Origin of the sequence: Parabacteroides sp. AF17-3, assembly GCF_003635445.1 — a bacterium.
Classification (GTDB): domain Bacteria; phylum Bacteroidota; class Bacteroidia; order Bacteroidales; family Tannerellaceae; genus Parabacteroides; species Parabacteroides goldsteinii.
The window spans coordinates 1-4,809 of the sequence record NZ_QTMM01000001.1 but is presented as its reverse complement, the minus strand read 5'-3'; the positions used below and the strand labels follow the sequence as shown (position 1 = coordinate 4,809).

The following is a 4,809-nucleotide window of genomic DNA, read 5'->3' as shown; positions in this document are numbered from 1 at the left end:
GGGGGGGGGGGGGGGGGGGGGTAAATATACTCCTATATTAAAGTCCACACTTCCATTATTACTTTTAAGCATGCTCTCAGGAGCAAATGTATATGCGGCTAATGACTCTAATTTGAAGGATGTGTCAATAACAATTAGTCAGCAACAAAAGAAAATTACGGGTGTTGTAACAGACAAAGAGGGAGTACCGGTTATCGGTGCCAATGTCTTGGAGAAGGGGACAACAAACGGAACTGTTACAGATGCAGACGGACGATTTTCTTTGGATATTTCTCGTAATGCAACACTACAAATTTCTTATCTTGGTTATAATACACAAAACATCGTGGTTGGTAATCAAACTACTTTTGCAGTAAAGCTCTCGGAAGATTCAGAAGCTCTGGATGAGGTTGTTGTTGTGGCCTATGGTACTCAGAAAGCCCGTGCGGTAACTGGTTCCATGAGCAAATTGAATAATGAGGAGCTGGAAGATATCCCAGTTCCGAATATCAGTCAGAAAATGCAGGGGAAATTCTCTGGAGTACAGATTACACAGGCAAACGGTGAACCCGGTGGTGGTATGGCTATCCGTATCCGTGGCGCTGCTTCAGTGAATGGCGGTAATAGCCCTCTTGTAGTAATAGATGGATTCCCGATCACTCCGAATGAAGGTACAGGACTGGAGTCGATAAGTCCTGAAGAAATCGAAAATATTACAATCCTTAAAGATGCTGCTTCTACCTCTTTGTACGGTTCCAGGGCTGCCAACGGTGTTATCCTGGTAACGACTAAAAGAGCAAAAGAAGGAAAAACTGATGTAGAGTTCAGTGCTTATTTCGGTGCAACACAAGTATCAAAAAGAGGACGTCCCGATGTAATGAATGCACAGGAATTTGCCCAGTTCAAAAAAGAGTATTATGAAGACCAGGCTAAGTATGAAGGCTATACCGGAGGAGTTCCCGAATGTTATCAGAATCCTTCTTCATTGCAGAATGGTACGGACTGGTACGATGTACTTTTGCAGACTGCATTGACGCAGAATTATAACCTGAGTTTGCAGTCAGGAACTACAAAAGTGAAATCGGCTGTGAACCTGAACTACAATAAGCAGGATGGTGTTATTATCAATACCTATTCGGAACGCTTCTCGGCACGTGCCAATAATGTCTATGAAGCTTCGGACCGTGTAACGTTTGGCTTGAATTTATCAGGTTCTTATATGAGCGGGCAGATTATTCCCGGATTGGGCGGCGGACGTAATATAATTGGTTCTGCCTTCTTGATGGATCCACAGTTGAAATACAAGAATGATGACGGGACATATCCGATATCTTATTCACAACCGGGTATGTTTGCCAATCCGAACTTCTATCTCGTGCTGAATGAACGCGACGATCCGAAAAAGAGAATGAGAGGTACTCTCAATACCTATGCAGATGTCAAAATTATAGACGGATTGAAATATCGTATCAGCGCAAATGCTGATTTGGGATCGGATCAAACCGAATCATGGGTTCCTTCTATTGCAAATGGTGCCATGTTCACTGCTCCTCCTCAACCGGCTGTCGGTTCTTATGGTACCAGTAAATATGTGAATTGGTTGATCGAGAATATGTTGACCTACAATAAGACATTTGCGGATAAGCATAATGTTGATCTTTTGCTCGGATATTCAACTCAGAAGACGACCTCTGAAAATGCAAAAATCAATGCATCAGATTATCCTGATGATGAAGTGGGTTGGTTCAATGCCGCCACAACAAAGGTCGGTGAAGGTGATAGAAGTTCATGGGCAATGATCTCTTATCTGGCACGTGCCAATTATGATTATATGGGTAAATACTTATTGTCTGTGTCTTTCCGTCGGGATGGTTGTTCTCGTTTTGGTATGAATGCGAAGTGGGCTAATTTCCCCTCTGTTTCTGCAGGTTGGATTGCTTCGGATGAAAGCTTCATGGAGAGATTCGATAGGTTGAGCTATTTGAAATTACGTGGAAGTTATGGTATCGTAGGTAACTATAATATCGGTAACTATAATCATTTGGCTACGATCGGAACTTACAACTATGTCTTCAATAACGGAATTTCTGCCGGACGTGGAACAAGTGGTATCGGTAATGCGGACCTTACCTGGGAAACAACCAAACAGCTCGACTTCGGTGTGGATTTAGGATTATTCAATGACCGTGTATTCTTGGTTTATGACTACTATTGGAAGAAAACGGATGGTTTGTTGTATCAGATTGATATTCCTTATTCTTCCGGATTCGAAAACATCCAATCCAATATTGGTGAATTCAGATTCTGGGGACATGAAGTTGGCTTGGAAACGAAGAATATGACAGGCAAGTTTAAATGGAATACCAGCTTGAATTTGACATTTAACCGTAATAAAGCAATGAAGCTGGGTACGAACAATACGCCGATTGGCGGTAATAACAATCAGGAAGATTACAACCGTACGGAAGTCGGTAAACCATTAGGTCTGTTCTACGGCTACGTCTATGATGGCGTTTTCATGACTCAGGAAGAATATGAAGCCGGACCTAAACATGCCTCTTCTATGGTCGGTACTGTTCGTATGAAGGACTTGAATGGCGATAATGTTATTGATAATAATGACCGTACTTTTATCGGCGACCCGAATCCGGATTGTATTTTTGGTATGACTAATACTTTCTCATGGAAAGATTTTGATGCAAGTGTTGTATTTTCCGGTTCATTAGGTGGAGACATTATAGACGGAACTTATGAATGGACGGAAAATATAGACGGTGTATTTAATGTTCGTAAGGAAGTCGCAGAACGCTGGCGCTCAGAAGATAATCCAGGTAATGGTAATATTCCGAGGACAAGAACAGGTACGACCGAGTTATTCCGATATACCAATTCTCGTTGGGTATTCAAGAATAATTACATAACATTGAAGAATATCACGTTAGGATATACGATTCCGATGAAATCAAATCCTTATATCAAGGGAATACGTGTTTATGGAAGTGCTCAAAATCTGTTTACCGTAGGTTCTTATCCGGGTATGAATCCGGAGGTAAACAAGAACACCAGCGGATTATATCAGGGAGTGGATCATACAACATATCCTGTTGCCAGAATTTATACAATTGGCTTGAATGTTAAATTTTAAAGAGCATGAGAATATGAAAAAGTTGAATATATATATTTTTGCGGCAAGTGTGTTGTCTCTTTCTTCTTGCAGTGACTCTTTCTTGAATCTGACTCCTGAGACAACTATTACGACGGAAACATTTTATAAAACTGCAGATCATTTTGAACAAGCTACAGTTGCTTCGTATACAGGTTTGAGAAATATCGCCTTGAGTGGTATATTTATGGATGAGATGCGTTCAGATAATACATTCTATACCTACTATAGCGGTGATAGAGGTCCTTATAACTCGACTGAAAAACTAGCTTTGTTTTTAGATGACGAAACTGTCGGTTGGAGTCCGGACCGTTATAAAGGCGTTTATTCTAGTATTGCCAAGGTAAATACGATTTTGGGTAGACTGGATGCTTCCGAATTGACGGAAGAAGAAAAGAAAACGGTAAAAGCAGAAGCTTTGTTCCTGAGAGCCTTCTATTATTTCGATTTGGTACAGCATTGGGGCGGTGTTCCTCTTATGTTGCAAGAGGTTACTACCGAAGCAGAAGCTTTTGCTGCTAAATCTCCGGCAGAAGATGTTTATAAACAAGTACTTACAGATGTTTCGGAAGCAATATCTTTGGGATTGCCGGTAGCAAGCACTTTCCCGCAGAGTGGCCGGGCAACGATGGGAGCTGCTAAAATGCTGCGTGCTTATTGTTATATGTCACAGCCTACTCGTGATTACAAAGCTGCTGAACAGGATTTGAAAGATATCACACAGATGAATTACGGTCTTTTGGACAGTTATGAAGCTGTATTTAATCCTGCCAATAAGAACTCGAAAGAATCTATTTTTGAAATACAGTACATCGAAGATGGCTCTAATGCAGGCGTACATAATGATATTCCTTGGCGTTTGATTCCGAAATGTAGTAATAATGACTTCCTGATGGGTATCACTTTTTCGAACTATGCAGGTACAAGCGGTGGCTGGTGCGTTCCTACGGAAGAGATGATTCAGTCTTATGAACCGGGTGACAAGCGTTTGGATGCTTCCATTGCTGTAGCAGAAGGTAAGACAGATGACGCTGAACAGTTTACTTGCGAAGAAGTCAAGACGGTATCGGATTTTACTCCGACAACTGGTAAAAATTTCTACTACTTCATCCGGAAGTATTATCACCCTCCTTATCAGTATGCTGGGCGTGCAGGAGATAACTTCCCGGTTTACCGTTATGCAGGTGCTTTGTTGTTACTGGCAGAAAACTTGGTAGCGCAGAATCGAAATGCAGAGGCTTTACCTTATGTTAATGAGGTAAGAGCCCGTGCCGGATTGGAGCCGCTGACCAGCGTTACTGCAGAGGATGTAGCTGATGAAATGCGTCATGAACTGGCCTTTGAAAACCATCGTTGGACAGATTTGATTCGTACGGGTAAAGCCATAGAAACAATGACCGAATTTGGAAAGACGATGAAGGCAAAGTATCAGTGGATTCTTCCTTCTGCATTTGAGGTAACGGGAAACCGTTTGGTATTCGCTTTCCCGTTAAGAGAAAGACAGATCAATTATTTGCTGGAACAGAATCCGGGATATTGATAAATAGATAGTAGTGAGGAGATTGTTCTTTATAACAATCTCCTTGTTTTGTTAATATTTTTATTAGAAAAATACCATGAAACATCCATGAAATAAATTTCGTCCAAGAGAATGTAAATAGGGGGGT

Annotated in this window: 2 protein-coding genes; both read left to right on the top strand. The window is 41.3% G+C overall.

Translation table 11 applies throughout. The features are described 5' to 3' along the window. The first annotated feature begins 34 nt into the window (after nucleotides 1-34). A complete protein-coding gene (locus DWW91_RS00010; RefSeq protein ID WP_082150430.1) occupies nucleotides 35-3,124 on the top strand; it encodes a TonB-dependent receptor in 3,090 nt (1,029 codons plus the stop codon). Nucleotides 3,125-3,137: 13 nt separating this feature from the next. After that, nucleotides 3,138-4,682, top strand: a complete 1,545-nt coding sequence (locus DWW91_RS00005) for a RagB/SusD family nutrient uptake outer membrane protein (protein WP_122326817.1) — start codon at nucleotides 3,138-3,140, stop codon at nucleotides 4,680-4,682. The last annotated feature ends 127 nt before the right edge of the window (nucleotides 4,683-4,809 follow it).